At 64.5% G+C, this 25,801-nt stretch carries 23 protein-coding genes and 1 pseudogene; 17 read left to right on the forward strand and 7 right to left on the reverse strand.

Going from position 1 to position 25,801, the window contains the following annotated elements:
- The first annotated feature begins 61 nt into the window (after nucleotides 1-61).
- The 4 genes from MSTE_RS03230 (at nucleotide 62) to MSTE_RS03245 (ending at nucleotide 4,594) form a co-directional block, all read left to right on the forward strand.
- Nucleotides 62-1,177, forward strand: coding sequence for a pyridoxal phosphate-dependent aminotransferase (locus MSTE_RS03230; protein WP_231897062.1), 1,116 nt, complete (start codon nucleotides 62-64; stop codon nucleotides 1,175-1,177).
- A gap of 69 nt (nucleotides 1,178-1,246) precedes the next feature.
- Entirely contained in the window at nucleotides 1,247-1,930 is a 684-nt protein-coding gene (locus MSTE_RS03235; protein ID WP_096498947.1) for a TetR/AcrR family transcriptional regulator, read from the forward strand.
- Nucleotides 1,931-1,939: 9 nt separating this feature from the next.
- A complete protein-coding gene (gene purB, locus MSTE_RS03240) occupies nucleotides 1,940-3,358 on the forward strand; it encodes an adenylosuccinate lyase (protein ID WP_096498949.1) in 1,419 nt (472 codons plus the stop codon).
- 3 nt (nucleotides 3,359-3,361) lie between these two features.
- Nucleotides 3,362-4,594, forward strand: coding sequence for a cytochrome P450 (locus MSTE_RS03245; protein ID WP_096498951.1), 1,233 nt, complete (start codon nucleotides 3,362-3,364; stop codon nucleotides 4,592-4,594).
- 21 nt (nucleotides 4,595-4,615) lie between these two features.
- Here MSTE_RS03245 and MSTE_RS03250 read toward each other — a convergent pair whose 3' ends face one another.
- Nucleotides 4,616-5,242: a hypothetical protein gene (locus MSTE_RS03250; protein ID WP_096505375.1), complete on the reverse strand. Its 627-nt coding sequence runs from the start codon at nucleotides 5,240-5,242 to the stop codon at nucleotides 4,616-4,618.
- 18 nt (nucleotides 5,243-5,260) lie between these two features.
- Between MSTE_RS03250 and MSTE_RS03255 the strand changes: the two genes are divergently transcribed.
- The 3 genes from MSTE_RS03255 to MSTE_RS03265 are packed head-to-tail and all read left to right on the forward strand — an operon-like array spanning nucleotide 5,261 to nucleotide 9,106.
- Nucleotides 5,261-6,154 (forward strand): phosphoribosylaminoimidazolesuccinocarboxamide synthase, encoded by an 894-nt coding sequence (locus MSTE_RS03255; RefSeq protein ID WP_096498953.1) that lies wholly within the window; start codon nucleotides 5,261-5,263, stop codon nucleotides 6,152-6,154.
- Complete coding sequence (locus tag MSTE_RS03260; protein ID WP_096505377.1) at nucleotides 6,151-8,280, forward strand: S9 family peptidase; 2,130 nt, start codon at nucleotides 6,151-6,153, stop codon at nucleotides 8,278-8,280. Before MSTE_RS03255 ends, MSTE_RS03260 begins: the two co-directional genes overlap by 4 nt.
- Before the next feature lie 4 nt (nucleotides 8,281-8,284).
- On the forward strand, nucleotides 8,285-9,106 hold the full coding sequence (locus tag MSTE_RS03265) for an SDR family oxidoreductase (RefSeq protein WP_096498955.1): 822 nt from the start codon (nucleotides 8,285-8,287) through the stop codon (nucleotides 9,104-9,106).
- Here the strand turns inward: MSTE_RS03265 and MSTE_RS03270 are convergent.
- Nucleotides 9,099-10,502: a sugar porter family MFS transporter gene (locus MSTE_RS03270; RefSeq protein ID WP_096498958.1), complete on the reverse strand. Its 1,404-nt coding sequence runs from the start codon at nucleotides 10,500-10,502 to the stop codon at nucleotides 9,099-9,101. The two genes, MSTE_RS03265 and MSTE_RS03270, sit on opposite strands and share 8 nt — an antisense overlap.
- 67 nt (nucleotides 10,503-10,569) lie before the next feature.
- Between MSTE_RS03270 and MSTE_RS03275 the strand changes: the two genes are divergently transcribed.
- The 3 genes from MSTE_RS03275 to MSTE_RS03285 all read left to right on the forward strand — a co-directional run bounded on the left by MSTE_RS03275 (nucleotide 10,570) and on the right by MSTE_RS03285 (nucleotide 13,674).
- Nucleotides 10,570-11,058 (forward strand): glutathione peroxidase, encoded by a 489-nt coding sequence (locus MSTE_RS03275; protein WP_096505379.1) that lies wholly within the window; start codon nucleotides 10,570-10,572, stop codon nucleotides 11,056-11,058.
- A gap of 72 nt (nucleotides 11,059-11,130) precedes the next feature.
- Entirely contained in the window at nucleotides 11,131-11,835 is a 705-nt protein-coding gene (locus tag MSTE_RS03280; protein WP_096498960.1) for a DUF2334 domain-containing protein, read from the forward strand.
- A gap of 180 nt (nucleotides 11,836-12,015) precedes the next feature.
- Nucleotides 12,016-13,674, forward strand: coding sequence for an FAD-binding dehydrogenase (locus MSTE_RS03285; RefSeq protein ID WP_096498962.1), 1,659 nt, complete (start codon nucleotides 12,016-12,018; stop codon nucleotides 13,672-13,674).
- Between the two features lie 115 nt (nucleotides 13,675-13,789).
- On the opposite strand, the gene MSTE_RS03290 is transcribed toward MSTE_RS03285, so the two are convergent.
- Entirely contained in the window at nucleotides 13,790-14,428 is a 639-nt protein-coding gene (locus MSTE_RS03290; RefSeq protein ID WP_096498964.1) for an MBL fold metallo-hydrolase, read from the reverse strand.
- 50 nt (nucleotides 14,429-14,478) lie between these two features.
- Here MSTE_RS03290 and purS point away from each other — a divergent pair, with 50 nt between their 5' ends.
- On the forward strand, nucleotides 14,479-14,718 hold the full coding sequence (purS, locus tag MSTE_RS03295; RefSeq protein ID WP_096498966.1) for a phosphoribosylformylglycinamidine synthase subunit PurS: 240 nt from the start codon (nucleotides 14,479-14,481) through the stop codon (nucleotides 14,716-14,718).
- Entirely contained in the window at nucleotides 14,715-15,389 is a 675-nt protein-coding gene (gene purQ / locus MSTE_RS03300) for a phosphoribosylformylglycinamidine synthase subunit PurQ (protein ID WP_096498968.1), read from the forward strand. The genes purS and purQ overlap by 4 nt, the downstream gene beginning before the upstream one ends.
- A 78-nt stretch (nucleotides 15,390-15,467) precedes the next feature.
- Here purQ and MSTE_RS03305 read toward each other — a convergent pair whose 3' ends face one another.
- Complete coding sequence (locus tag MSTE_RS03305) at nucleotides 15,468-16,265, reverse strand: family 1 encapsulin nanocompartment shell protein (RefSeq protein WP_030094209.1); 798 nt, start codon at nucleotides 16,263-16,265, stop codon at nucleotides 15,468-15,470.
- Nucleotides 16,262-17,269: a Dyp-type peroxidase gene (locus tag MSTE_RS03310; protein WP_096498970.1), complete on the reverse strand. Its 1,008-nt coding sequence runs from the start codon at nucleotides 17,267-17,269 to the stop codon at nucleotides 16,262-16,264. Before MSTE_RS03310 ends, MSTE_RS03305 begins: the two co-directional genes overlap by 4 nt.
- 42 nt (nucleotides 17,270-17,311) lie before the next feature.
- On the opposite strand from MSTE_RS03310, the gene MSTE_RS03315 reads away from it, so the two are divergent.
- A complete protein-coding gene (locus MSTE_RS03315; RefSeq protein ID WP_096505381.1) occupies nucleotides 17,312-18,580 on the forward strand; it encodes a M18 family aminopeptidase in 1,269 nt (422 codons plus the stop codon).
- On the opposite strand, the gene MSTE_RS03320 is transcribed toward MSTE_RS03315, so the two are convergent.
- A complete protein-coding gene (locus MSTE_RS03320) occupies nucleotides 18,570-19,388 on the reverse strand; it encodes a maleylpyruvate isomerase family mycothiol-dependent enzyme (RefSeq protein ID WP_096498972.1) in 819 nt (272 codons plus the stop codon). The genes MSTE_RS03315 and MSTE_RS03320 overlap by 11 nt on opposite strands.
- Before the next feature lie 107 nt (nucleotides 19,389-19,495).
- Between MSTE_RS03320 and MSTE_RS03325 the strand changes: the two genes are divergently transcribed.
- Nucleotides 19,496-19,897 (forward strand): DoxX family protein, encoded by a 402-nt coding sequence (locus MSTE_RS03325; protein WP_096498974.1) that lies wholly within the window; start codon nucleotides 19,496-19,498, stop codon nucleotides 19,895-19,897.
- Here the strand turns inward: MSTE_RS03325 and MSTE_RS03330 are convergent.
- Nucleotides 19,894-20,916: pseudogene (locus tag MSTE_RS03330) on the reverse strand (hypothetical protein); the annotation flags it as partial. The gene MSTE_RS03325 and the pseudogene MSTE_RS03330 sit on opposite strands and share 4 nt — an antisense overlap.
- A 137-nt stretch (nucleotides 20,917-21,053) precedes the next feature.
- Here MSTE_RS03330 and purL point away from each other — a divergent pair.
- The 3 genes from purL to MSTE_RS03345 are packed head-to-tail and all read left to right on the forward strand — an operon-like array spanning nucleotide 21,054 to nucleotide 25,779.
- On the forward strand, nucleotides 21,054-23,339 hold the full coding sequence (gene purL, locus MSTE_RS03335; RefSeq protein ID WP_096498976.1) for a phosphoribosylformylglycinamidine synthase subunit PurL: 2,286 nt from the start codon (nucleotides 21,054-21,056) through the stop codon (nucleotides 23,337-23,339).
- Nucleotides 23,336-25,138, forward strand: a complete 1,803-nt coding sequence (locus MSTE_RS03340) for an alpha/beta hydrolase (protein ID WP_096498978.1) — start codon at nucleotides 23,336-23,338, stop codon at nucleotides 25,136-25,138. Before purL ends, MSTE_RS03340 begins: the two co-directional genes overlap by 4 nt.
- Nucleotides 25,135-25,779, forward strand: a complete 645-nt coding sequence (locus tag MSTE_RS03345; protein WP_096498980.1) for an Rv0804 family intramembrane glutamic endopeptidase — start codon at nucleotides 25,135-25,137, stop codon at nucleotides 25,777-25,779. Before MSTE_RS03340 ends, MSTE_RS03345 begins: the two co-directional genes overlap by 4 nt.
- Nucleotides 25,780-25,801 lie beyond the last annotated feature (22 nt).

Below are 25,801 nucleotides of genomic sequence, written 5' to 3' on the forward strand. Positions count from 1 at the left end.
CGATACCGTCGCAGCCGTGGTAGGTCTCTCGCGGCGCTCGGACGTTCCGCCGTTCTATGTCATGGACGTGCTGACGGCGGCCGCCGCCCGACAGCGCACGCACGGGGACATGATCTCCCTGGCCGCCGGGCAGCCGTCGACCGGCGCTCCCGCCGTGGTTCTCGACGCGGTCCGAGAGGCTCTCGGCACACAGGTGCTCGGATACACCGAAACACTCGGGCTGCCGGATCTGCGTGAGGCGATCGCCGGGTACCACCGCGAACGTTCGGGTATCGAGGTCGAGGCGCAGGACGTCGTCGTCACCACGGGCTCCTCGGGCGGATTCACGCTGCTGTTCCTCGCGGCCTTCGATGTGGGCGACACCGTCGTGATGACCCGGCCCGGTTACCCCGCATACCGCAATTGTCTTGCCGCACTGGGCTGTCGGGTTGTCGAGATCGACTGCGGACCGCAGACGCGTTACCAGCCGACGGTGGCGATGCTGGAGGCGTTTCTGCAGCAGGAAGGTCGACCTCCTGCCGGTCTCATCGTCGCCAGCCCCGCCAACCCCACCGGCACCATCATCGACGCGCCGGAGCTTGAGGCCCTCGCGTTGTGGTGTGAAGCCAACGGCACCCTGCTGATCTCCGACGAGATCTACCACGGGCTGTCCTACGGTGATCAAAAGACCTCCAGCGCATGGGAATTCAGTCGAGAATCGGTAGTCATGGGCTCGGTGTCCAAGTACTTCTCGATGACGGGCTGGCGGTTGGGCTGGATGCTGGTGCCGCGCCGGTTCCTGCGTGCCGTCGACCGACTGTCCTCGAACTTCACGATCTGCCCGCCCGCTGTTTCGCAGTACGGTGCGCTGGCCGCGTTCAGCCCCGAGGCGCGCGTCGAGCTGGACGGGCATGTGCGCCGGTACGCCGCGAACCGCACACTGCTCATCAACGGTCTCGCTAACGCAGGCATTACCAAGATCGCGCCGCCTGATGGCGCGTTCTATGCGTATGCCGATATTGAGCACCTGACCGGTAATGCCGAGCAGTGGTGTGCGGACCTGTTGGCGCGCACGGGGGTAGCCGTCGCGCCCGGAATCGACTTTGACACCGTGCGTGGTCACCACACCGTTCGCCTGAGCTTCGCCGGAAGCCCGGATGCGATCGAGGAGGCTCTGGCGCGACTCGGCCGGGCCTGATGCGGCTGCTTGCATGAGATAGCGCAAAACGCCCGTGGGGATGCGTCTCTGCTGGCAGCATGACTTGACGTGACAGTCAGGCAACAGGTCGAGGTGTTCCCCGAGGGGAATGCCGCGCACCGTCCGCAAGCCACCCCAAAAGGGGAGCGACGGCGGCGAGCGTTGATCAGTGCTGCTGCTGATCTGTTGCGGGACAACGGTATTGATGCGGTGCGGCATCGGGCGGTGGCGCAGCGTGCTGGACTGCCGTTGGCCTCGACCACCTACTACTTCTCCTCGTTGGAGGACTTGATCGCGCGGGCTGTCGAGCATGCGGGAACCCACGAGTTGGAACAGATCCAGGAACGGCTGTCGCTGGTTCAATATCGGCGCCGCGGAGCTGCCGCCACCGCAGAGGCGGTGGTGGAGCTGTTGTTCGGCACGCCGGGATTCGGCGGCGGGGAACAGTTGGTATCGCGGTACGAACGCGAACTGGCGTGCAGTCGCCATCCGGAACTGCGCGAGGTACAGCAGCGTCTCCGGGAACAGCGCGACGATGCCGTGGCCCAGGTGGTTCGCCGGTCCGGTCGGTCCATCGACAACGTCCGTGTCGCGGTGCTGATTTCGACTGTCGATGGGGCGATGGTGGGCGCGCTCACGGAGGCGGCGAGTAGTCCCCAGGCGACTGCGACGGCGATGCTGGTGGATGTCATCGACGTGCTTGCGCCGTTGGAAGTGGAACAGCTGGCTGAGTCGATTTCCTTCCCCCCATAGACTCTGGTTGTGCAAATCCCTAACGTTCTGGCATCCCGGTACGCGAGCGACGCCATGGCAGCGCTGTGGTCGCCGCAATCAAAGGTGCTGCTGGAGCGCCAGTTGTGGATCGCTGTGCTGCGTGCACAACGTGATCTCGGCATCGACGTTCCCGACGGCGTTATCGAGGATTACGAGCGCGTGGTCGAGAATGTCGACCTGGACTCCATCGCGGCCCGCGAGCGTGTCACCCGTCACGATGTCAAGGCTCGTATCGAGGAGTTCAACGCCCTCGCCGGGCACGAGCACATCCACAAGGGGATGACGAGCCGCGACCTCACCGAGAACGTGGAGCAGCTGCAGATTCGACGGTCGCTGGAATATGTCCATGCTCATGGCGTCGCGGTGGTGGCGCGGCTCGCGCGTCACGCCGTCGAGTACCGAGACGTGGTGATGGCCGGACGCAGTCACAACGTAGCCGCGCAGGCCACCACATTGGGCAAGCGGTTCGCATCGGCGGCCGACGAGACGTTGATCGCGCTGACTCGGTTGCGTGAGCTTCTCGACCGGTATCCGCTGCGTGGGATCAAGGGTCCCATGGGCACCGGGCAGGACATGCTCGATCTGTTCGACGGGGACGTGGTCAAGTTGGCGGCGTTGGAGAAGCGTATTGCTGAGCACCTAGGGTTCTCGGCCGCATTGACCAGCGTCGGCCAGGTGTATCCACGCTCGCTGGACCACGATGTGGTGTCCGCGCTGGTGCAGCTCGGCGCCGGCCCGTCCTCACTGGCGCACACCATTCGGCTGATGGCCGGGCACGAGCTGGTCACCGAGGGCTTCGCGCCTGGGCAGGTGGGTAGCTCGGCGATGCCTCACAAGATGAACACCCGCAGCTGTGAACGCGTGAACGGCCTGCAGGTGATTCTGCGCGGGTATGGCTCCATGGCTGCGGAACTGGCTGGGGCGCAATGGAATGAAGGCGATGTGTTCTGCTCGGTGGTGCGACGTGTCGCGCTGCCCGATGCCTTCTTCGCCATCGACGGGATGATCGAGACCTTCCTGACGGTGCTCGACGAGTTCGGTGCCTACCCGGCGGTGATCGACCGGGAGCTGCGTCGCTATCTGCCGTTCCTGGCGACCACCAAGGTGTTGATGGCAGCGGTGCGTGCTGGGGTTGGACGCGAGGAGGCCCATGAGGTCATCAAGGAGCACGCCGTCGCGACCGCGCTCGCCATGCGCGAAAAGGGCGCCGAACCAGACCTTCTGGGCTTGCTGGCGGAAGATTCGCGTCTGCCGCTGGACGCCGCGACCCTGGAGGCCGCGCTGGCAGACCGGGCCTCGTTCACCGGTGCTGCCGCCGATCAGGTCGATCGGGTGGTGGCCGAAGTCTCCGCGCTTGTCGACGCCTACCCTGAGGGTGCGGCCTACAACCCGGGTGCCATTCTGTAGTTCATGGGCTGCGCGGCTCTTGATGGCATAGATCTGACCGACCTGGACAACTTCGCCGGTGGGTTTCCGCACGCCCTGTTCGCACGGCATCGGCACGAGGCGCCGGTGTACTGGCATGAGCCCACCGAGAACACCCCCGACAACGAGGGTTTCTGGTCGGTGGCCACCTATGCGGAAACCTTTGAGGTGCTGCGTGATCCGGTGATGTACTCATCGGTGACCGGGGGTGACCGACCCTACGGCGGCACCCTGATACAGGATCTGCCGATCGCCGGGCAGGTGCTCAACATGATGGATGATCCGCGTCACCGTCAGATCCGCAAGTTGGTGAGCTCCGGACTGACCCCACGGATGATTCGGCGGGTCGAGGATGACTTGCGGGTGCGGTGCCGGGCGCTCTTGGATGCGGTGCAGCCGAACGTGCCGTTCGACTTCCTCGTCGACGTCGCCGCGGAGCTGCCCATGCAGATGATCTGCATCCTGCTGGGAGTGCCGGAGTCTGAACGGCACTGGCTGTTCGAGGCAGTGGAGCCCAGTTTCGACTTCGGCAGGTCGCGGCGCTCGCACGTCACCAGTTCGCTGGGTGATCCCAGTTCCGGTATGTATCAATATGGTTCGGAGTTAGTCGCATCGAAACGTGCGGCGCCCGCCGACGACATGTTGTCGGTGGTCGCCAATGTGACGGTCGATGATCCGGAGGCGCCCTCGCTATCGGACGCCGAGCTGTACTTGTTCTTCTACCTGCTGTTCAGTGCCGGTGCCGAGACAACACGCAATGCCATTGCCGGTGGTCTGTTGGCGCTGCTGGACAACCCCGATGAATTCCGCTCCTTGCGTGAAGATCTTGACCTGCTTCCGACTGCGATCGAGGAGATGCTGCGCTGGACCTCGCCGTCGCCGTCCAAGCGGAGGACGGCAACGGCCGACGTGATGTTGGGCGGGCAGCAGATTGTCGCGGGCCAGAAGGTGGTGGTCTGGGAGGGCTCGGCGAATCGGGATGCGCTGGTGTTCGACCGCCCGGACATCTTCGACATCGTGCGCAAACCCAATCCCCACTTAGGCTTTGGACAGGGTGTGCATTTCTGTCTCGGGGCGCATCTGGCTCGTCTGGAGCTGCGAGTGGTGTTCGAGGAACTGCTGCCGCGTTTTGCGTCGTTGCAATTGGCCGAGCCGGTGGAATGGACGCGCAGTAACCGGCACACCGGTATCCGCCATCTGGTTGTCGCAGCCTCCTAAGGCGCCATCGTTGACGGGCGGCTAGGTGGTGCGCCAGGTTTTCGGTGCGCTGATACCCGAGGCCCTCAATTCGATGGCGGCCAGACCCCGTATCGATGCGGTGTCCTGAGCGCGCCAGGCGGCCACCGGATCGGGCGTGACCACCGCCAGCTTCTTCAGCGGCCGGTTGGCCAGCGCCCGCAGGGCCAGCAGTTGTTCGCCCGCGGGAGTGGCCGCCAGCTGTACCGCGATCAGCTTGCGGCGAAAGAACCTGATCCGCAAAAAGATCCACGGCCCTGCGAACGCCAGGATGGGCGGCGCGGCGACGGCGATCGCCAAAACGATCGCCAGCCAGGTCGCGGTGGTATCCAGGTTGTGGCCGGCTCCGGCCAAATCAGCGGCCGCCTCGCTGGCCGCACGTAACGGTCCACCCACCTTGTCACCCACCAACGGAATCCGGTGTGCGCTGTCACCGGCGGAGTTCAGGTTGTCAGAAATACCGTCGGCGCCGTCCTTCACCTGCCGGCCCACCTCGGCGATCGTCGACACCGCGGCGTGCACAGCAAGCCCGACGAACACCCAGATCGTGGTCCAGATCGCGACCGCTACATCGCTGAACAATTGGCCGAGCAACCGTCCCGGTCGGGTCGAGTAGGGCAGGAATCGCATGAATCGTAGGATGGCACGATGCGTCCTCCGCTGTCCGATTACCAGCATGTGGCCAGCGGAAAGGTCCGTGAGCTGTACCGAGTCGACGACGAGCACCTGTTGTTCGTCGCCACCGACCGAATTTCCGCATTCGATTTCGTCCTGGATACGCCGATACCGGACAAGGGGCGCATCCTCACCGCGATGAGCGTCTTCTTCTTCGGGCTGCTTACCGTGCCGAACCATTTGGCCGGACCACCCGACGATCCGCGCATCCCCGAGGAGGTGCTGGGTCGGGCACTGCTGGTGCGCCGGCTCGACATGCTCCCCGTGGAGTGTGTGGCACGTGGATACCTCACCGGATCCGGACTGCTGGATTACCAGCGCACCGGTGCGGTGTGTGGACACGTGCTGCCACAGGGGCTGGGTGAGGCCAGTCGACTGGATCCTCCGCTGTTCACCCCGGCGACGAAGGCCGACATCGGCGAGCACGATATGAATGTCGATTTTGCCGCCGTCGTCGACCTTGTCGGCGGCGTGCGCGCCAACCAACTGCGCGACGAGACCATCAAGATCTACACCAGGGCTGCGGCGCACGCCCTGCACAAGGGAATCATCTTGGCCGATACGAAATTCGAATTCGGGGTCGATGTCGAAGGCACCCTGGTGCTGGCCGACGAGGTGTTCACCCCCGACTCGTCCAGGTACTGGGCCGCGGCCAATTACACGGCGGGTGTGGTGCAGGACAGCTTCGACAAGCAGTTCGTGCGCAACTGGCTCACCGGGCCCGAATCGGGATGGGATCGTGCGTCGGATACGCCGCCGCCGCCATTGCCCGAAGCGGTGGCGGTGGCCACTCGTGAGCGGTACATCGAGGCATATGAACGCATCTCGGGGTTGAGCTTCGCTGATTGGATCGGCCCGTCGGCGTGAGCGGGCCCGTACGCCCGCCCACCGCGAACCGCATCGACACCCTGCGCGAGTACCACGGGGATACCTTCGTCGACCCCTACGAATGGATGCGTGAGAAGGAGAGCCCAGAGGTCATCGCGCATCTGGAGGCCGAGAACGCGTACGTCGATGATCAGCTTGGCCACCTAGAAGGCCTGCGCAACAGCATCTTCGGGGAGATCAAGTCCCGCACCAAGGAGACGGATCTCTCGATTCCCACTCGGATGGGACAGTGGTGGTACTACGCCCGAAGTTTTGAAGGTAAGCAGTACGGCACTCATTGTCGTTGTCCGATAGGCGAATCCGTCGGAATTGAGAGCTGGAGGCCGCCGGAGCTGGATCACGATGTTCCGGGCGAGCAGATCCTGCTCGACGGCAATGTAGAAGCTGAGGGGCACGACTTCTTCTCCCTGGGAGCTGCGACCGTCAGTCCCGACGGGAACACGTTGGCCTACTCGGTCGACGTCGTCGGCCACGAGATGTACACCCTGCGGTTCAAGGATCTGCGGACCGGCCAGATGTACCCGGACGAGATCACCGACATCGGCGCCGGTGCCACCTGGGCGATGGACAGTCGCACCCTGTACTACCCGGTGATCGATGAGGCGTTCCGGCCCTACGCTATTCGCCGGTACACGTTGGGTAGTGGCGCGGAGTCGGTCGAGGTGTTCTCCGAGCCGGACGAGCGTTTCTGGATCGGAGTAGGTCGTACCCGCAGTGACCGCTTTGTCGCCATCAGCGTGCACTCGTCGGTGACGTCCGAGATCCTGATCGGTGACGCCGAAGATCCCGCGACTACCTTCTCTCCAGTCTGGCTGCGCCGCACCGGTATCGAATACACCGTCGATCACGTTGTGGTCGGCGGTGAAGATCGGCTTCTGATCCTGCACAACGACGGAGCGGTGAACTTCACGCTCGCCGACCTACCGTTCGCCGCGGTCGCCGAAGGACCTGCCGACCCGGCACTGGCCCGCACCCTGATGGCCCATCGTGACGATGTGCGGCTGGATGGCGTCGAGGCCTTCGCCGAGCGTTTCGTGATCGGCTATCGCCGAGAAGCGCTGCCGCGCATCCAGGTATGGCCGATTGAGGCCGATGGTTACGGCGCGCCGCAGGAGGTCGAGTTCGACTCGGAGCTCATGCTGTCCGGTCTGGGCGACAACCCGGAATGGAGTTCACCGCTGCTACGTGTGGGTTGCACATCCTTCATCACACCGACGCGGGTCTACGACCTCGACGTGCGCACCGGGGAACGCACCCTGCTCAAGGAGCAGCCCGTTCTCGGCGGCTACCGCCGGGAAGACTATGTGGAGCGCCGGGAGTGGGCGGTTGCCCAGAACGGCACGCGGATACCGCTGTCGGTGGTTCATCGCGCGGACACTCGTGAACCGGCGCCGACCATCCTCTACGGGTATGGCGCCTACGAGATGTGCGAGGACCCGCAGTTCAGTATCGGACGCCTCTCGCTGCTGGACAGGGGAGTGGTGTTCGTCATCGCCCATGTGCGCGGTGGCGGTGAGATGGGCCGCCTCTGGTACGAAGACGGCAAGATGCTGCACAAGAAACACAGCTTCACCGACTTCGTCGCGGCGGCACGACATCTCGTCGACGCTGGAATTGCGCTGCCGGACAGGCTCGCGGCATGGGGCGGGAGCGCGGGCGGTCTGTTGGTGGGTGCCGCCGTGAACCTGGCACCGGAGCTGTTCGCCGGGGTGTTGGCGCAGGTGCCCTTCGTGGATCCGGTCACCACCATCTGTGACCCGACGCTGCCGCTCACCGTTACCGAATGGGATGAGTGGGGAAATCCCTTGGAAGACAGGGATGTCTACGACTACATCAAGTCGTACTCGCCGTACGAGAACGTCCGTGCCACCGAGTATCCGACCATTCTCGCGATGACCTCACTGCATGATTCGCGGGTGCTGTACGTCGAACCTGCCAAGTGGGTCGCCGAGCTGAGGCACACGACTACAGGCGATCGTCCCATCTTGATGCGCACCGAGATGACGGCTGGGCACGGCGGTATCAGCGGACGCTATGAGCGTTGGAAAGAAAGTGCGTTCCAGCTCGCCTGGGTGCTCGATGTTCTTGGTGCCGTGAAGGAGTAGTCGGGTGTCCGACGAGGTCGTCGTTGTCACCGGCGCTGGTGGGATGGGCAAGGTCATCGCCCGCCGCCAGGGCATCGGTAAGACCCTGGTGATCGCGGACTACAACGAGCAGACACTGCAGGCGGTCGTCGACGAACTGAAGGCCGATGGACACAACGTCATCGGGCACCGCGTCGACGTCTCCTCGCGCGCGTCGGTGTCCGGACTCGCCGCCGTCGCCGCCGAGCTCGGGCGGGTCACCCAGGTGGCGCACACGGCCGGTCTCTCCCCGGCGCAGGCCCCGGCCCAGGCCATCCTCGCCGTCGACCTGGTGGGGGTCGCCCTGGTACTGGAGGAGTTCGGCAACGTCGTGTCCTCCGGCGGTGCGGGTGTGGTGATCGCCAGCATGGCCGGCCATATGCCCATGGAACTCTCTGCCGAACAGGAGCGGGAACTGGCGGGCACCGGTGCCGAGGATCTGCTCGCGCTACCGTACGTCCAGAGCATCGAGTATCCCGCGGCTGCCTACCAACTGTCCAAGCGCGCCAACCATATTCGTGTGCGAGCGCTTGCCCGGCAGTGGGGTGCACGTGGTGCTCGACTCAACTCGATCAGCCCGGGGGTGGTGTCCACCAAGATGGGCCACCAGGAGCTAGCCTCGGAGACCGGTGCCATCACGAAGGCCATGATCGACGGATCGGCGACCGGACGGATCGGCACATCCGACGATATCGCCGCGGCAGCGGCCTTCCTGCTCGGTACGGAGGCCTCGTACATCACCGGAACCGATCTCTTGGTCGACGGTGGAGTGGTCGCCGCGGTGCGGTCAGGCCAGTTGTTCAGCTGATGACCGAATCCATGTCTTCCAGTGTCCGGCCCTTGGTTTCGTTCACCCAGCGCGCCACGAACACCAGGGACAACACCGCGCAGATCGCGTAGAAGCCGTAGGCGATTCCCAACGAGTCGCGTAGCGCGGGGAAGCTGACGGTCACCAGCCAGTTGGCGGCCCAGTTTCCGGCAGTGGCGATTCCCATGGCCGCCGCCCGGATTCTGTTGGGGAAGATCTCGCCGAGCAGCACCCACACCACCGGACCCCAGGACATCCCGAACGCCACGACAAAAAGGTTGGCAGCCACTAGGGCAACGGGTCCAGCGACGGGTCCCAGGTGCGGTTTGCCATCTAGGACGGTGGCCGAACTGAACACGATCGCCATCGTGCTGAGCGTCGCGGCCATCCCGGCCGAACCGATGAGCAGCAAGGGCTTGCGGCCCACCCGGTCGATCAACGCGATGGCCACCAGCGTGGTGGCGATGTTCGTGATGGAGGTGATAACCGTGATGGTGAACGAAGAGCTCTCGCCGAATCCGACGGCCTGCCACAGCACATTCGAGTAGTAGAAGATCACATTGATGCCCACCAGCTGCTGAAATACCGCCAGCGCCACACCAACCCACACGATGCCGTACAGACCACCGGTGGGCTTGCGTAGATCACGCCACGAGGGTGTGGTGCTCTGGTCGAGAGTTTCCTGGATTCGGGTGATGGTGATGTCCAGGTTCTTCTCCCCGAGCAGCCGCGTCAGCACCGTGCGTGCCTCGGGAATTCGATGGGTGGCAACGAGATAGCGCGGTGACTCGGGGATGGTGAATGCCAGCACGCCGTAGACGAGCGCCGGCAATGCCATCGCGAGAAACATCCAGCGCCATGCGGGTAGGCCCAACCACAATTCACTGCGCGATCCACCCGCGATGTGCGCCAACAGCCAATCAATGGTGAGGGACAGAAAGATGCCGGTGACGATCGCCAGTTGTTGTAGAGAACCCAACCGGCCACGGATGTTCGACGGGGAGGTCTCGGCGATGTAGGCCGGTGCGATCAGCGAGGCGACACCCACCCCCACTCCACCGATCACGCGAAAGATGACAAGCAACTCGATGTTGGTTGACAGCCCGGCGCCGACCGCGCTCAGCAGAAACAGTGCGGCGGCGATCTTCATGACTGCCACCCGCCCGATCCTGTCGGCCACGCGTCCGGCCGTCATGGCACCGACAGCGGCCCCGAGGAGCGCGGAGGCGACCGCGAATCCCAGCTCCGCATCCCGGATGGCGAACTCGTCCTGGATCGCCTGTACGGCGCCGTTGATGACCGCACTGTCGTACCCGAAGAGCAGTCCGCCCAGCGCCGCCACCGAGGCGATCCGCAGGGCACTGCGACCTGAGGAGAACTCGTCCTCCTCGCTCATATGACCTCCCGCAACGTTGCGTAATGTGCGAACAGTCAACCATCGCAACACCGGTAACGTGGTGAGCATGTCCGATCTCGCCTCCATCCCGTTGACCGCACTCGACGGCGCAGAGCTGTCACTTGCCGATTTCGGTGATAACGCCGTGCTGGTCGTCAATGTCGCGTCCAAATGTGGCCTCACCCCGCAGTACGCGGCTCTGGAAAAGTTGGCCACCGACTACGCCGATCGCGGCCTGACGGTGCTCGGCGTGCCGTGCAACCAGTTCATGGGTCAGGAACCTGGAACCGCGGAGGAGATCCAGACGTTCTGCTCCACCACGTACGGGGTGAGCTTTCCGCTGCTGGAGAAGACCGATGTCAACGGCGAGAGCCGGCACCCGCTGTACACCGAGCTCACCAAGACCGCCGATTCCGAAGGCACGGCCGGGGATGTGCAGTGGAACTTCGAGAAGTTCTTGATCGCGCGCGACGGTTCGGTGGTCAACCGGTTTCGGCCCACGACGGTGCCGGATGCTCCTGAGGTGATCGCGGCCATCGAGAAGGAGCTGGGGTAGCCCGCCGGAGCGTTCTTTTCGATGCGGGGTGTCTGACACCTTGCGTACATCTGAAGTTGCCACACTGGCGGCATGGCAGGACAGCTGCTGGTATCCGTGTCGGGAATCTGCGATCGCACTCTCGACGAGATCGCTGTATTTACTGAGGAAATGGATAAGCGGTCGATTCCGCTGTCGTTCCTCGTGTCTCCTCGCTTGAAGGGCAAGTACCGTCTCGTAGAGGACCAGCCAACTGTCGACTGGCTGGCTGCGCGCCGGTCGCGGGGCGATGCCATCGTCCTGCATGGATACGACCAGGCCGCCACCAAGAAGCGTCGCGATGAATTCGCCGCATTGCCCGCACACGAGGCCAACCTGCGTCTGATGGCTGCCGATCGCGTGATGGAGCAGACGGGCCTGCGTACGCGCCTGTTCGCGGCACCGGGTTGGATGGCCTCGGCCGGAGCAGTGGAAATGCTGCCGCGCAATGGTTTCCGCCTGAACATCGGGCTTTCCGAGATCACCGACCTGGTCCATGGCACCTCGGTGCGTGCTCGGGTGCTGGGTATCGGCGAGGGTTTCCTCTCCGAGCCATGGTGGTGCCGGATGCTGGTGCTCTCGGCCGCGCGTACCGCGCGCCGCGACGGCGTGGTGCGTGTGGCCATCTCGGCCAAACACCTTCGTAAGCCCGGTCCGCGGCAAGCGATGATCGATGCCATTGATCTCTCGCTGCTGCACGGCTCGGTTCCTGCTGTCTACGAATGGTCGCCCAAGCAGGTATTGCACAGCGTGGCCTAGTCGCTACAGTTTGCTAGTCCCTTACTGGGAAATCCTGCCGATCGCCTCGAACTGGGATTTCGACTGACGCTTCAACCGCATGCAGCATGTGCTACCTCGATGCGTGGGACATGGCTTTGTGCTTTCACCGCAAGGTAGTTGGACCTTTTAATCATCAATCGACCCCGCTACGGTGAACCGGTGAGTGACGCGAGTTCCGATGTCATCGTGGTCGGCGCAGGTCTTGCGGGGTTGGTGGCGACCTGTGAGTTGGTGGACCGCGGCAAGAATGTCATCGTCGTCGAGCAGGAGAATGCCGCCAATCTGGGTGGTCAGGCGTACTGGTCGTTCGGAGGCCTGTTCTTCGTCAACAGTCCTGAACAGCGTCGCCTGGGCATCAAGGACTCCCACGAGCTGGCACTACAGGATTGGCTCGGTACTGCCGGCTTCGACCGGCCGGAGGACCATTGGCCCCGTCAATGGGCGCACGCGTATGTCGACTTCGCCGCTGGCGAGAAGCGAAGCTGGCTGCGCGCCAGGGGTTTACAAACATTTCCCGTGGTGGCGTGGGCTGAGCGCGGTGGTAAGGACGCGCTGGGGCCGGGCAACTCGGTTCCACGATTCCATATCACCTGGGGCACCGGGCCCGGCCTGGTGGAGATCTTCGCCCGGCGCGTGCTCGCCGCTGTGGACCGCGGTCAAGTGCGCATCGCCTACCGCCACCAGGTCGATGAGCTGATCGTCGAACATGGTGCCGCTGTGGGGGTCCGAGGCACCGTGCTCGAGCCCTCCACCGACGCTAGGGGTATCGCCTCGTCGCGAACAGCTGTGGGAGAGTTTGAGTTCCGTGCACAAGCCGTCATCGTGACCAGTGGTGGCATCGGGGCCAACCACGACCTGGTGCGGGCCAACTGGCCCGAGCGGATGGGACGTGTTCCGGATCAGCTGTTGACCGGCGTACCCGCGCATGTCGACGGGCGCATGCTCGGGATCTCGGTTGGCGCAGGTGCTCACCTGATCAACCGTGACCGCATGTGGCATTACACCGAGGGCATCACCAACTACGACCCGGTCTGGCCGGGTCACGGGATCCGTATCCTTCCAGGTCCATCATCACTCTGGCTGGACGCCAATGGATCTCGAATTCCTGCGCCACTGTTCCCCGGATTCGACACTCTGGGCACGTTGGAGCACATCTGTCGTAGCGGGCACGACTACTCGTGGTTCATCCTGAATGCGCGGATTATCGCCAAGGAGTTCGCACTGTCGGGGCAGGAGCAGAATCCCGACCTCACGGGCAAAGATGTGCGGGGGGTGCTCCGGCGTGGCAAGGCCGGTGCGCCGGCGCCGGTGCAGGCGTTCATCGATAAGGGCATCGACTTCGTCAGTGCCACGAATCTGCCCGATCTGGTAGCCAAGATGAACGCGCTGCCGGACGTCAGCCCGCTGGACTACGCGACGATCGCTCAGCAGGTAACGGCACGCGACCGCGAGGTGGCCAACCCGTTTGGCAAGGACCCGCAGATAGCCGCCATCCGTGCCGCGCGGGGGTATCTCGCCGATCGGGTTGTCCGAGTGGTGGCTCCGCACCGCCTTACCGACCCCAAGGCGGGTCCGCTGATTGCCGTCAAGCTGCATATCTTGACCCGAAAGACATTGGGCGGCTTAGAGACCGATCTGGATTCGCGGGTGTTACGCGCCGACGGAAGTTGCTTTGAGGGCCTGTATGCGGCCGGAGAGGTCGCCGGGTTCGGCGGTGGCGGCGTGCACGGATATCGCGCCTTGGAGGGCACGTTCCTGGGTGGCTGCATCTTCAGCGGACGGGCAGCGGGCCGGGGCGCCGCCGAGGACATCGGCTAGCGCTCACACATTGGCTAGCCCTCGCACATCGAAAGCGCTCGCACATCGACACCGAGGTTTTGGTGAGAATGTGCGAGACGATCCCGCCACAACCTCGGTCTCGGCGCTGGAGGGTCTAGAACAACACCGCATCCTCGTGCGGCAACACCTGGAAGTCGGCGTCAGACATCTCGCGAAATCGCGTGTAGAAGAACGGGTATGCGGCCTCCTGCAGGATGCCCTGGTGGATCGGCACCGCCCGGGCAGGGTTGACCGCGCGCAGGTATTCGATGGCCTCGGACACCTTCATCCACGGCGCCGCCGCCGGTAGTGCCAGCACGTCGACCTCCTCGCCGGGAGTGAAGAGCGCGTCGCCCGGGTGCATGAGCCGCGCGGGATGGTCGGCGTCGCCGATCAGATACGAGGTGTTGTCGATGAGCGGGATCTCCGGGTGGATGACCGCGTGCTGCCCGCCCACCCCGCGCACACTCAGATCCGCGACGGTGAAGCTGTCACCGGCATGCACCGCCTGCCACGGCTCGCCCAGCTGCGCCGCCGTCATCGGGTCGGCGTACAGCGCGGCCCCCGGGTTGGCGTCGACCAGCGCGGGCAGCCGCTCCAGATCCACGTGGTCGGGATGCTGATGGGTGATCAGGATGGCCGACAGACCGGTGATGCCCTCGAATCCGTGCGAGAAATTGCCGGGATCGAACAGCAGAGTGGTGCCGCCAAAATCAGCCAGCAGGCACGAATGCCCGAAGTGGGTCAGCTGCATGAGGGGAGTCTAGGCGGGATGTGTCCCGGCCCACACGGTAAAGTCAGCCCGTGGCCCGAGTCGTCGTAAACGTCATGCCGAAACCCGTGATCCTGGACCCGCAGGGACAAGCCATTGTGGGTGCGCTCGCGCGCCTTGGCTATGCCGGCGTGGCAGACGTGCGCCAGGGCAAGCGCTTTGAGTTGGAGTTCGAGGGAGAGATCGGTGACGCCGATCTCGAGTCGATCGCCGAGGCGCTGCTCGCCAACACCGTCATCGAGGACTGGGAAATCGTGCGGGAGTCCGAATGACCCCACGCATCGGTGTCATCACGTTCCCCGGCACCCTCGATGACGTCGACGCCGCCCGTGCGGCCCGGCTCTCCGGTGCCGAAGCGGTCTCCTTGTGGCACGACGATGCCGACCTGAAGTCTGTCGATGCGGTGATCGTGCCCGGTGGCTTCTCCTACGGCGACTACCTGCGTGCAGGGGCCATCGCGCGGTTCGCACCCGTGATGCGTTCCGTGGTTGACGCCGCCGCGCAAGGCCTGCCAATCCTGGGTATCTGCAATGGTTTCCAGGTGCTGTGCGAGGCGGGATTGCTGCCCGGCGCCTTGACTCGTAACGCCGGTTTGCATTTCGTCTGCCGCGACGTCTGGCTGGGCGTCGACGCCAACAACACGGCGTGGTCGTCTCGCTACGACAAGGGCGCCGACATCCTGGTGCCGCTCAAGTCCGGTGAAGGCCGCTATGTGGCCTCCGACGAGGTGCTCGACGAGTTGGAGGGCGAAGGCCGGGTGGTCTTCCGCTACCGCGAGAACCCCAACGGGTCGATGCGTGATATCGCGGGGATTTCCTCGGCGAATGGCCGCGTGGTGGGCCTCATGCCGCACCCAGAGCATGCGACCGAGCCGCTGACCGGGCCGAGCGATGACGGGCTCGGCATTTTCTACTCGGCGCTCGACGCCGTGCTCACCGCCTGATTGCCCTCGCTGAATGTCGACTTTCTGTTAAGAACTGCGAGTAAACCGCTCGAAAAGTCGACATTCGGCGAGAAGCGTCTAGGGCAGCAGTGCGACCGAGGCCTCGGCGGTGTAAGCCAGGAAAGTCAAGGTCTCCTGTAGGTACAGCTGCACGCTGTCGGCGTCATGGGACAGGTAGCCGATGGTGACATCGGTGCCCAGCTGCAGATCGAAGTCGCCGCCGCGGCAGCTCAGCACGAACGCGCCATCGATCGCCGGCGCCCAGAGGATTTCCCCGGTGACCAACCGGCGGAGATGCTCGCGGATCGGGTAGCCGCGATCGGAGGCCTCGCTGACCTTCGTGTACTCCTCAGCCGACAGCAGCACCGAGTACGGGCCGTCGACACCGGCCAGACGCAGTTCCGACAGCGCCTGCGCAACAATGTCGGGGTACTCGCGGACATCTTCGGGGAGCTTGAGTTCGGGATTTGAGCTCGACTCACGGATGCCGACGATCGAGGCGGCGGGATATCCCTCGAAGATGGCGCGGTCCTCAGCGAACGCCAGTTTTTTGGCCGCCACCTTGACCGGGTCCCAGTCGGAGTCCTGGGAGCCTCGCTCCACGTCGTCGATGGCCGAGCGGCTGATGGTGAACGGAACGCGCAGTCGTACAAGTGGTTTACTCTCGCGCAGATGAGCCTGGACGCCGTCGGCGGGTGCGGCCACGTCCAGCAGGTGCCCGGTGCTCACGGCCGCGCTGGAGGGGCCGCCCGGCTCACTGACATCGACCACGCGGCGGCCCGCGATATGGCGTTTGAAGGTGCGGGTGGCCTCGGTTTCGATTTCCGCCCACGCCTCGTCCGTGATCGGGGCGAGTTCGCGATACAGGTTGTTCATGCCGACGTTCCTTTCAGGCTGCCGATGGATAGGGACCCTTGGTACTCAGTGGATTTCGCGGCTACCTGGCTGGGCGGCGGTGGGGGAGCGTCGAGGAAGTCCGCGGACGGCGCGAAGAACAGTCCGCCGGTGACCGCGGTCGAGAAGTCCAGGATGCGGTCGGTGTTCCCTGGGGGATCCCCGACAAACATGTTGTGCAGCATGCGTTCCGTGACATCCGGGGTGCGTGAGTAGGCGATGTAATACGTCCCGAACTCGGCCTTCCCCAGCTCGCCGAACGGCATGTTGCGCCGCAGGATCTGCAGTTCGTTGCCCTCATCGTCCTCGATGACATTCAGGGCCACATGCGAATTCGATGGTTTGACGGCATCATCGAATTCGATGTCGTCGAGCTTGGTGCGTCCGATCACCTTCTCCTGCTCGTCGACCGGCAACGCGCTCCAGGCGGCCATATTGTGCAGGTATTTTTGGATATGCATGTAGCTGCCCGCGGCAAAGTCGGCATCCTCGGCGCCGACGAGGGCTGCCGACGCGGCTTCGTCACCATCGGGATTCTCGGTACCGTCGACAAATCCCAGCAGGTCTCGGTTGTCGAAGTACTGAAAGCCGTGTACCTCGTCCACCACGGTGATGGCACCCGCCAGCGTGGTCGTGATGCGCGTGGCCAGCTCGAAGCAGCGGTCCATGGTGCTCGCACGGATGTGGAACAGCATGTCACCAGGTGTCGATGGGGCGGTGTGTCGCTCGCCACGCACCTCCTGAAACGGCCACAGCCGAGCGGGGCGCGGCCCGGAAAAGAGCCGGTCCCAGGCATCTGAACCGATTGCCGTAACCAGCGACAATCGCCGTGCCGGGTCGCGGAATCCGATGGCCTTGGCCAGGCCGGATAAGTCGGGCAATGCAGCGTGAACTGCTTGTTCGGCGCCCGCGTCGACAGTCACCACCAGGAAAATGGCCGACGAGGACAGCGGTTCCAGAACAGGCTGTGGCACGGGATCGGTCACGCTTCGACCCTAGACCCAATCCAGTCAGCCATCATGGGAAGCGTGACCGCGACCGCATCAGGACTGTGCCAATTCATCGACGCCTCACCGTCTCCGTTTCACGCGGTGGACACGGTGGCACAGCGACTCCGTCAGGAAGGCTTCACCGAGCTGTTCGAGGCGCAGCGCTGGCCGGGGCACTCGGGTGACTACTTCACGGTGCGGTCGGGGTCGATTGTCGCCTGGCGCGGTGTCGACATGGGAGACGACAACGCGGCCTTCCGGGTGATCGGGGCGCATACCGATAGCCCGAACCTCCGGGTGAAGGCCAATGCCGATCGCGTGCAGGCGGGTTGGCCCATGATTGCCCTGGAGCCCTATGGCGGGGCATGGGTGCAGACCTGGCTGGACCGCGATCTGGGGCTGTCCGGAAGGGTGCTGGTGCGCGACGGAGATGCGGTGCGGTCCACCCTGATTCGCATCGACCAGCCGATCCTGCGGGTGCCGAATCTGGCGATCCACATGGTGAGCGCCGAGGAGCGTAAGAAATGGGTGATCGACCCGCAGTGGCATGTGAATTCGGTATGGAGCGGCGGGAAGAGCTTCGACGAGTTCATTGCCGGACAGCTGGGGGTCGCCGCGGCCGATGTTCTCGGACGCGATCTCATGACGCATGACCTGACGGCCGCGGCGCTCATCGGCCCCGACGAGAGCCTGGTCAGCGCCCCGCGTCTGGATAATCAGGCCAGCTGCTACGCCGGATTGGAGGCGTTTCTTGCCGCCGAGTCCAGCTCGACGCTCGTGCTCGCGCTCTTCGATCACGAGGAAATCGGCTCGGTGTCCGGTCACGGCGCCCACTCGGACCTGTTGTCGACAGTTCTGGAACGGATCGTGCTGTCCAGCAACGGCACCCGGGAGGATTTCCTACGGCGCGCGGCTGCCTCACTGATGGTCTCGGCCGATATGGCGCACGCCACCCACCCCAACTACCCGGATCGGCACGAACCGGGTCACCAGATTACGGTCAATGCCGGGCCGGTGATCAAGATTCATCCGAACGTCCGGTATGCCACTGATGGCCGGGGTGCGGCGGCATTCGCGCTGGCCTGCGAGCGGGCCGGTGTCCCGTATCAGCGGTATGAACATCGGGCGGATATGCAGTGCGGCTCTACCATTGGACCGTTCGCTGCCTCACACACCGGCATCGTCACTGTCGACGTCGGTGCCGCCACGCTGGCCATGCATTCGGTGCGTGAACTGATGGGTGCGCACGACGTTCCGATGTACTCCGATGCGCTGCAAGCCTTTCTGGAGCTACCCGTTACATCGTGAAGCGCAGGTTGGCGATGATGTGCCGGCCTAGGTCCGGATCGCCGTCGAGGGTGAATCCGTCGCGGTTCGCGCTGGCTCGCCCACCCAGATGACGGGCGAACTCGCAGGTGTCGGCGGTGAGCGTCACGTGCGGCGCGCTAGAGAGGGCCGAGACGATGCGAGCCCGGTCGGGGATTTCGATATCAATGTTCTGCGCGCCAATTCCGGTGAGCACGAAACGTATCCGGCTGCCCTGGGGTGCACCCGCTCGTTTTCCGATCAGGAACGGCAGCGCGTTGATCAGCTCGGTAAGGGCCGGTGTCGCCGCCACCGGGTCGGCCGGTGCGGGTAGTCCGAGGCTGTCACGCACATCCAATTCGTGCATCCAACAGTCGAAATCGCGGATCTGCATGAACCGGCCGTAGCTTTCCGGCCCCACCGGTGTCGACGTCTCAGCGTTGAACTGCTCCTGGGACAGGCCCTCCAGGATGGCAAGGCGTGCGCTGGTCACACTGCGTAAGTCGTTCAGCACCGCCACGGGCGGCAGCTTGCGGTAGTAGGTCAGCCACCGTTCGTTGAGAACGCCGACGGGATTGTGCACGTGTGGGAGATTGGCGACGGCCTCATCGGTGCTTGGGATCGGGTCTCCCGACAGCAGGCGTTCGGTACCCACCACGTGCGCGATGACATCCTTGACCGTCCACCCCGGCAGCACCGACGGAGCGGCCCACTGCTCGTCTGTCAAGGCGGCGCCGAGTTCGTCCAACGCGGTCCACTCCGCGGCCAGAGCGGCGACGACGGGATTCTTGGCGACGATCGTGACGGTCATGGCCCGAGCCTACGAGAGCCGATGGGCGCTCGAGCGATGAATTTCATCGATTGTGTCGGTCCGTCTCTCTAGAGTTGTTCCATCGGGGATTTCGAGAAAGGAATCTCATGTCCGTCACATCCACCTTCAGTGAGAAATCGACACCGGAGAAGATCGGTATCGCGCTGAGCGGCATCATCCTGTTGTTCCTGTTGGGTGATGCGTTACCCAAGATCTTTGGTGCTGAGTTCGCCCAGAAGGCGACCGAGCAGCTGGGTTTCGCGCCGTATCAGACCGCGCTCATTGGCTGGGTGCTCTTGGCGTGCACCATCGTGTGGGCCATTCCGCGTACCGCGGTGCTCGGCGCCGTGGGGTTGACAGCCTACCTAGGGGGCGCGGTCACGATCGACATGCACGAGGAAGTCTGGTTCGCCGTGGTGTTCGCGGTCGGCTTTGGACTGCTGATCTGGGCGGCGATGATTCTGCGCAGGCGCGAGCTGTTGCGGGTGTTGATCGGCGCAGATCACTAGGAGCAGGTCTCGAACCACTGGCGAAGCTCGTTCTGCAACGGGGATCCGGTATCGAACTCTGGTGAGCAGCCGCCGACAACGACCGTCAGTGTGTTCTTGCCGTATGTCGCCTCATACTTGACCCGATGCTCATACGCCTTGAGCAGCATCAGCTGGCTCAGCGCTGCGCTTCGCCAGCTGGTCTCGCCGGTGCCCGGGAGCGTGACGGCAACCAATGACTTCTCGTCGCTGGTCCCCGAGTCCCTGACGAGGTTCATCCTCGCCGGGGCAATGGCAGAGAGCGCTTCCCAGAGACCGAACTCGGCGTCGGTGGGTAATCCCCGGGAGGTACCGAGTTCCAGATCGTTCACGTGTTCCGGTGTCTGTGGTCCGGCGGCGGTCCATGCTGCCTCGCGCAGGCCCGGGAAGTCCGTGGCGACGCGACGGAAGAGGGACGAGAAGTCTTGCACGCGAGCTTGTCTCGGCTTCCCATCGGCCCATGGGTCTAACGCCACCGTGATCTGCTTGCGCGACTGACCCCTCATATGGCTGGAGTTCACGCGGATGTCGTTTCCGTAGTGCCCCCGGATGAGCGCCTGCCACTCTTGCCAGTTGGGCACGGGTTCGGCACTTTCCATGTCGGTGGTCTCGGAGATCCCACCGCAGTAACGGTCCGGCCGAGCGACGGTGGACGGGCAGTCGTTGATGGTCAGCCGGACGTTGACATGTGCATGGCCGGCTCCGGCCTTCTCCACCTGACGAGTGAAAACCTCCCAGATTGCAGTGAGCTGTTCTGGTGTGATCTCAGGCCGGACGTTTGCGTCCAGGTGCACCGTGAATGTGTCGTACCAGCCGATTGAGAAGCTGTGAGTGGTGCTCTCCACGCCGGGCAGGCCGTTGATCGCTTGAGCGATCGAGCCAGACGGGTCGGACTGACCTGCCGCGCAGCCGCCGGCGGCCAGCAGAGATGAACCCGTCAGGAACCCAACTGCGACCAGCAAAGCTGCACGGAGCACTTTCCAAGTATGACGGGCCTGGTCGGAAAGCGTGGACAACTACGCGCTCTGTGCATCATCGCGAATCAGACCAGGGTGATCCCACCGGTCGATATCGCCGCTCCGTACGGCCAGCATGGCGCGTAGCGAGGGCAAGTCGGGTTCGACGTTAGAATCTGTTCGTGACTTCACGGGTTGATACGGTCGACAACGCAACAGCCACCCCCGATCACCCGCAGCCCTTCGCTGAACTAGGGCTCAAGGACGACGAGTACGCCCGCATCCGGGAAATCCTCGGGCGCCGTCCCACGGACGCCGAGCTGGCTATGTATTCGGTGATGTGGAGCGAGCACTGCTCGTACAAGTCCTCCAAGGTGCACCTGCGCTACTTCGGGCAGACGACCACCGAGGAGATGCGCTCGGCGATGCTCGCCGGAATCGGTGAGAACGCCGGAGTGGTGGACATCGGTGATGGCTGGGCGGTCACCTTCAAGGTCGAGTCGCACAACCACCCGTCATACGTCGAGCCGTACCAGGGCGCCGCCACGGGTGTGGGCGGCATTGTGCGCGACATCATGGCCATGGGCGCCCGGCCGATCGCCGTCATGGATCAGCTGCGTTTCGGTGCTGCCGATGCCCCCGACACCCGTCGTGTCTTCGATGGTGTGGTCCGCGGTATCGGCGGTTACGGGAACTCGCTGGGCCTGCCCAACATCGGCGGCGAGACGGTGTTCGATGCCTCGTACGCCGGTAATCCGTTGGTGAACGCGCTGTGTGCCGGCGTGCTGCGCAAGGAAGATCTGCATCTGGCCTTCGCCTCCGGCACCGGCAACAAGATCATCCTGTTCGGGGCACGCACCGGTCTCGATGGCATCGGCGGTGTGTCGGTGCTGGCCTCGGAGACCTTTGGCGGCGACGAGGCCGATGGTGCCTCGCGCAAGAAGCTCCCCAGCGTGCAGGTGGGCGACCCGTTCACCGAGAAGGTGCTCATCGAGTGCTGCCTTGAGCTGTACGCGGCACATCTGGTGGTCGGCATCCAGGACCTCGGCGGTGCCGGACTATCCTGCGCCACATCGGAACTGGCTTCGGCCGGAGATGGCGGCATGCACATCGATCTGGACAAGGTGCCGCTGCGCGCGACCGGAATGACCCCGGCAGAGGTGCTCTCCAGTGAGTCTCAGGAGCGCATGTGCGCGGTGGTGACCCCGGAGAACGTAGACGCCTTCATGGCCGTGTGCCGCAAGTGGGATGTGCTGGCCACCGTCATCGGTGAGGTGACCGATGGTGACCGGCTGCGGATCACCTGGCACGGCGAGACCGTCGTGGACGTGCCGCCGCGCACCGTTGCGCACGAAGGCCCCGTCTACCAGCGTCCGGTGGCCCGACCCGACACCCAGGACGCGCTGATCGCCGACAGTGCAGCAGGTTTGGCGCGCCCGGCCACGGCCGAGGAACTGCGGCAGACGCTACTGGACATGATCGGCAGCCCGCATCTGTGCAGCCGCGCCTTCATCACCGAGCAGTACGACAGGTACGTGCGCGGAAACACCGTGCTCGCCGAGCATGCCGACTCCGGCGTGATCCGGGTGGACGAGCAAACCGGGCGTGGAATCGCCTTGGCCACTGATGCTTCCGGTCGGTACACGGTGCTTGATCCCTACAACGGCGCCCGCTTGGCGCTCGCCGAGGCGTACCGCAATGTGGCGGCCTCCGGTGCGACCCCCGTCGCGGTGACCAACTGCCTGAACTTCGGTTCCCCGGAGGACCCGGGCGTCATGTGGCAGTTCTCCGAGGCGGTTCGCGGTCTCGCCGATGGCTGTGTGGAACTGGGTATCCCGGTCACGGGCGGCAACGTCAGCTTCTACAACCAGACCGGCACCACCCCCATCCTGCCCACTCCGGTGGTCGGGGTACTGGGCGTTATCGACGACGTAAAACGGCGCATCCCTACGGGATTCGGCACGGAACCCGGAGAAACGCTGATACTGCTGGGCGACACCGCCGACGAGTTCGACGGGTCCATCTGGGCGCAGGTGGCGCACGATCACCTGGGAGGCACTCCGCCGAAGGTCGACCTCGCCCGCGAGCAGTTAATTGCGCAGATTCTCACCGCCGCATCGCGAGACGGGCTGGTGTCCGCCGCTCACGACCTGTCCGAGGGCGGACTCATCCAAGCCGTCATCGAGTCGTCATTGGCCGGCGAAACCGGTTGCCGCATCCTGCTTCCCGAGGGAGCCGATCCCTTCGTGGCGTTGTTCTCCGAGTCCGCCGGGCGTGTGCTGGTCGCGGTCCCGCGCACCGAGGAGAGCAGATTCGTCGCGATGTGCGAGGCGCGGCAGTTGCCCGCGGTGCGCATCGGCGTTGTCGATCAGGGGTCGGATTCCGTTGAGGTGCAGGGGCAGTTCTCGGTCACCCTGGCCGAGCTGCGTGAAGTCCATGAAGGTGTGTTGCCCGGATTGTTCGGATGAGCGAGACTCCTGGAGTCCCGGTCACGACGAGCACCGTCGATCCCGATGATTGGATCGGCCGCAGTTGGCTGGCTTTCCAGGAGTTAGAGGAGCATCTCGAGAGTCGGCACCCCTTGGTGGCCTGGGCGTGGAACCTGTTGCGCCTGGACTTCTGTGGAATCGCCTTCGGCGCACTGTTCTTCTGCTTGTCGCTTACCCCGTCGCTGATGCCGCGTACCTGGCTGTTCCAGGGTCTGATCGGCGGAGCCACCGCGGCCATCGGCTACGGCATCGGTGTCGCGCTCTCCAAACTGGTGCTGCGTTTCTGGCTTCGCCACCAGAAATGGTGGCCGCTGCGTGACCGGGTGATGGTGACCGCCAAGCTCGGGGTGGTGCTGCTCTCGGCGGTGTGCTCGCTGGCGATGATCGTGCCGGCCGCCCGCTGGCAACGTCAGATCGCGGCGCTTATGGAGACTCAGGGGCCGACAACGATTGAGTATTCAAAATCGTTCCTCGTCTCGATTGCCGTTGGCGCACTGTTTATCTCGGTGGCACGAATCTTGCGTGACCTGGTTCGGCTGCTGGCCCGGTTCCTCATCCGGCGGCTGCGTCTGAGTCAGGAGGTGTCACTTCTCATCGGTACCGCCATTGTCGCGGTGCTCACCATCATGTTGTTCAACGGCGTGCTGGTGCGCGGCTTCTTCTCTGCCGCCAATGCCTCATTCGGTCCGCATAACGACACCACCCGGGCCGGGGTGGAACAGCCCACGCAGCCGGAGCGTTCCGGAAGTCCGGCGTCGCTTGCCTCCTGGGAAAGCCTCGGCTACGAGGGGCGCAACTTCGTCTCCGGTGGATTACATGCCGACGAGCTGACCAAGGTGAACGGTCGCCACGCCAAGGAACCCATCAGGGTGTACGCGGGCCTGGAAACCGCCGACACCGCCGAGGAGCGCGCCGACATCCTGGTGCGGGAACTGGAGCGCACCAAGGCTTTCGAGCGCAAGGCGCTGATCATCGTCCCGACCACCGGAACCGGATGGGTGACGCCGGCCGCCGCGCGCGGTGTCGAGCTCATGTACAACGGCGACACCGCGATCGTGGCCACCCAGTACTCGTTCCTGCCGAGCTGGATCTCGTTCCTGGCAGACAAGAAGAAGGCGCTGGCCTCGGGCAGGCTGTTGGTCGATACCGTTCAGAAGCGGTGGGCGCAGCAGCCGCAGGGGCATCGCCCCAAGCTGCTCATCTACGGCGAGAGCCTGGGATCTTTCGCGGGACAAGGCGCATTCGACGGCCTCGGCGACATCCGCGCGGCCGGCGTCGACGGTGTGTTGTGGACCGGTCCGCCGAACTTCAGCCAGATCTGGAATGAGCTGGTGTCCAAGCGTGACCGGGGCACGTTGGAAGCGCTCCCGGTCTACGACAGCGGATTCACGGCGCGTTTCGCGATAGGCCCCGATATCGACGCCCTCGCCAGACCTCCATGGCAGAGCCCTCGGGTGCTCTTCGTGCAGCATCCGTCAGATCCGGTGACCTGGTGGTCCACGGATCTGCTTTTCAGCCAACCGGATTGGCTCAAGGAAGCACCGGTGGGTGACCGGTCTGTCGCCATGCGCTGGTATCCCATCGTCACCTTCTGGCAGGTGGCCGCAGACCTGGCCAATGCCGTGTCCGTACCCGATGGGCACGGACACAACTACGGCATCTCGTCGGTGAACGGCTGGGCGGCGATCGCCCCGCCCGACGGCTGGACCCCCCAGGACACCGAACGCATCCGGAAGGCTCTGGACGACACCGCGTCGCTCGACGGCCCCGACACGTGACCGCTCGCGTCAGGGTGCTCATCCTGGCCGCGGCGCTCGTGGCTTGGCCGACGGTCCTGGAGCGGTTCCCGCAACGTTGGCGTCCGCTGATCGGGGCGGGCGCCAGCTCGGCACTCGCGGCCGTCGCGGGTATCCCGCTGGGGCTTCGACAACCTCAGCTGGCGGCCGGGTTGCGGCTCGGTGGCGTGTCCGCAGCGGTGGTGGCCGCCGTCGTCGGTGCCTCTCCGGCACTGAAACCGGTGCGCACATCCATGCGGGAACGGGACATCGGCCTGCATCCGGCGGCCTGGCTGGGTCTGCACATTCCGGTGGGTACGGTGTGGTCGGAGGAACTCGCATTCCGCGGGGTGCTGCATCCTGTGGCCGTCGAGGCGTTCGGCCGCGGGCTGGGTGGTGTGGCCCAGGCGATGGCCTTCGGGCTGGCCCATATCCGGCCCGCTCGCGCCGCAGGCGATTCCGTCCTGGGAACGGTGCTGGTCACGGGCATGTTCGGCTGGATGTTGGGTTGGCTACGCGAGCGATCGGGGAGCATGGTGGCACCAATGCTCACCCATCTGGCGCTCAATGAGGCGGGCGCGGTAGCAACCCTGTGCGTTTCGCGGCCGAATGTCGAGTTGGGGCGAGAAAGTGCGAGCAACTGATACCAAAAGTCGACATTCGACG

It is taken from the genome of [Mycobacterium] stephanolepidis (assembly GCF_002356335.1).
Classification (GTDB): domain Bacteria; phylum Actinomycetota; class Actinomycetes; order Mycobacteriales; family Mycobacteriaceae; genus Mycobacterium; species Mycobacterium stephanolepidis.